The sequence below is a fragment of the Muriicola sp. genome (assembly GCF_041567615.1).
Classification (GTDB): Bacteria; Bacteroidota; Bacteroidia; order Flavobacteriales; family Flavobacteriaceae; genus Muriicola.
In genome coordinates, this window is the sequence record NZ_JBFGBM010000232.1 from 1 (window position 1) to 3448 (window position 3448).

Here is a 3448-nt window from a genome sequence, read left to right on the forward strand (position 1 = left end):
CGGGAGGAGGTTCTTGAGCTGAAGAATCATCCTGCCCTCCTGATGTGGGGGATAGGCAACGAACTCAACCTGAAATACAATAACCCCAAGGTGTGGGATGCGGTCAATGAGATCTCTGAAATGATACATGAAGTGGATCCTTTTCACCTTACCACCACAAGTTTGGCAGGCATCTTTAAGAAGGAGGTCAACCTTATACAGGAAAGGTGCCCTGATCTGGATCTGCTCTCCTTCCAACTCTATGGCAACTTGCCTATTTTACCAAGGCAGGTTCGAAAATTCGGATGGGAAGGGGCCTACATTGTTTCCGAATGGGGGGCAACCGGACACTGGGAGGTGCCTCAGACGTCATGGGGAGCTCCCATTGAAGAAAATAGTACCGTAAAGGCGCAGAAATACCTGGAGCGATATCAGGATGCCATCGCCGCAGATCCTGCCCAATGCGTGGGGTCATATGTCTTTCTTTGGGGGCAGAAACAGGAGCGCACTCCCACCTGGTATGGGATTTTCCTCGAAGGAGGAGAGGAAACCGAATGCGTGGATGTCATGCACAGGATATGGAAGGGTAAATGGCCCGAACACAGGGCCCCTCAGATCCTTTCTTTTCTTCTTGACGGCAGGGACGCCACTGGGGATATCATCCTAAAATCGAAGCAGAGGTACACGGCTGAAGTGGTAGTGGAAGCCCGGAATGACCTCGGAATCACCTTCGAATGGGAAGTTCTTTATGAAAGCGAGGATCTCAAGGACGGGGGAGACTGGGAGGAAAGACCCGAGACCTTAGAGGACGCCGTTGTTGAGGTTGGACAGAATTCGGCTGTATTAGAAATTCAGGAGCAGGGGTTCTATCGGCTTTTTGTTTTCGCAAAGGACACGAATAAAAAGGCTGCTACCGCGAATATTCCATTTAGAGTGATCCCTGATCAGGACACCTGATGGCAAACAGTGAACTATATAACTAGAGACAAAAGTCAAGTATAAGAGTATTATGAAAAGAGTCAAGGTTGGAAATACCGTATTGCAAAAAAGGGATAAAGAGGTAAAAGGAAGTCAGGTTACGATTGGCGACGAGATCTTTTACAAGATCGGCAACAGTGATATGATGCGCCCTTTCTTTATGAGTATCGTGAGCGATTCTAACCACTGGATGTTCCTGTCGAGCAACGGCGGACTTACGGCGGGGAGGAAGAATAGTGAATACGCCCTTTTTCCTTACTACACCGATGATAAGATCACTGAATCCTACGATATCACCGGAAGTAAAACCGTCTTACGTATTGAGGACGGGGACCGTGAATGGTTATGGGAACCTTTTTCCCGAAGATATGATGGCGTGTACCACATTGAGCGTAACCTTTACAAGAATACCTTTGGGAATAAGGTCATTTTCGAAGAGATCAATGAGGATCTCGGGCTGGAATTTCGTTACCAGTGGAACTCCAGTAATTTGTATGGCTTCGTACGTAAATCCGTTTTGCGCAATACAGGAACAAAAGACCTGAAGATCAGTCTCCTGGACGGTCTCCAGAATATTTTGCCATACGGGGTCAATGCAGACCTGCAGAATATGCGAAGCAATCTGGTGGACGCCTATAAACGTAGCGAACTCATACCCGAAGCAGGTATTGGGATTTTTGCCTTGAGTGCCATTATCGTGGACAAGGCCGAGCCCAGTGAAGCGCTCAAAGCTAACATAGCCTGGTCTCTGGGTATACCAAAATCTTCATTCCTGGTTTCCTCCCTTCAGCTGGAAGCATTCAGAAAAGGAATTGACCCCAAGCAGGAGACCGATGTCAAGGCTGAAAAAGGGGCGTATTTTGTCCATTGCCGTACCGCGTTAAAAGCAGAGACCGAAATGGAATGGCAGATCGTTGCCAACGTCAATCAGACTGCTTCGGATATCGCTGCCATCAAAAAGAAACTTGAGGATCCCGAAGCGCTTAAAGCTGAATTATCCTCCGATATAGCTTCGGGTACCAAAAGGCTGAAGATTCTGGCCGGAGCAGCCGACGGATTTCAGTGTACCCAGGATACCCTCCGCAGCTCGAGGCATTATGCGAATGTGCTGTACAATATTATGAGGGGAGGGATCTTCGACCGGGATTACCTGGTGGAAAAAAACGACTTTCTCAAGTACCTTCGAACGGCCAGTACGCCGGTTCATAATCAGTTTCAAGCTGCCTTGTCCGGTCTGCCCGACGTATTTGATGTTGACACCCTGAGGAAACTCGCCAGGGAACACGGTGATCTTGATTTCCAGCGACTCTGCCTGGAATACCTTCCCCTGAAATTCAGTCGCAGGCATGGAGATCCCAGCAGGCCTTGGAACAGATTTTCCATCAACACCCAAAGTGAGGTCGACGGTTCTAAAATCCTGGATTACGAGGGGAACTGGCGCGATATTTTTCAGAATTGGGAGGCATTGGCACATTCATTTCCGGAATTTATCGATGGGATGATCCACAAGTTCCTCAATGCGTCTACCTTTGATGGATACAATCCTTACAGGGTGACGAAGAGCGGGTTCGACTGGGAGGTGATCGAGCCTGATGACCCCTGGTCCTATATCGGATATTGGGGAGATCACCAGATCATTTACCTTCTTAAGTTCCTGGAGTTCATTGAGGATTATTATCCCTCCCGCCTTGGGAAATACTGGGATTCGCCAGTATTTGTGTACGCCAATGTTCCCTATAAGATCAAAAGCTACTACGATATTATCGACAATCCCAAGGATACGATCGTTTTCGATCATCAACTCCATCAAAGCATTGACAAACGCCGGGAAGAAATGGGGGCCGACGGAACCTTGCTGACGGGTCAGCAAGGCCAGATCGTCCACGTGAACCTGTTGGAAAAATTGCTGGTAACCATCCTCGCCAAATGTTCCAATTTCATTCCTGAGGCTGGTATCTGGCTCAATACGCAGCGCCCGGAGTGGAACGATGCGAATAATGCCCTTGTAGGAAACGGGGTATCCATGGTAACGCTCTATTACCTCAGGAGATTTCTGGTCAAATTCAGGGAAATTATCGGAGTTGTGGAGACGGAGGATGTCGAGGTCTCTGAGGAATTGACCATCTTCCTGCACAGGGTGGTGGACACCTTAAACAAACACGAGTCCGTTTTGAAGCGAAACTTCTCTGATGTCGAACGGATGCAAGTGATGGATGGTCTGGGTGTGGCCGGAAGCGATTACAGGGAACAGATCTACAATTCGGGCTACAGCGGGAAGAAGAAAAAACTCTCTAAAAAAGAATTGCTCGAATTTACGGACACGGTACTTGCCTTTCTGGATCACTCCATCAGCGCCAATAAGCGTAAAGACGATTTGTATCACTCCTATAACCTGGTGAGTATTGAGCCCGGTAAAGGGGCTTCGGTAGATTACCTCAGTGTCATGCTCGAGGGTCAGGTGGCCGTGCTCAGTGCAGGGTACCTTAAGTCC

General features: G+C 48.5%; 2 protein-coding genes. Both read left to right on the forward strand.

Going from position 1 to position 3448, the window contains the following annotated elements:
- Positions 1-936 (forward strand): hypothetical protein (locus ABYP73_RS12345; RefSeq protein ID WP_372974528.1); only part of this gene is annotated, 936 nt, incomplete at its 5' end.
- Between the two features lie 52 nt (positions 937-988).
- A partial coding sequence (locus ABYP73_RS12350; RefSeq protein ID WP_372974529.1) for a hypothetical protein occupies positions 989-3448 on the forward strand: 2460 nt, incomplete at its 3' end.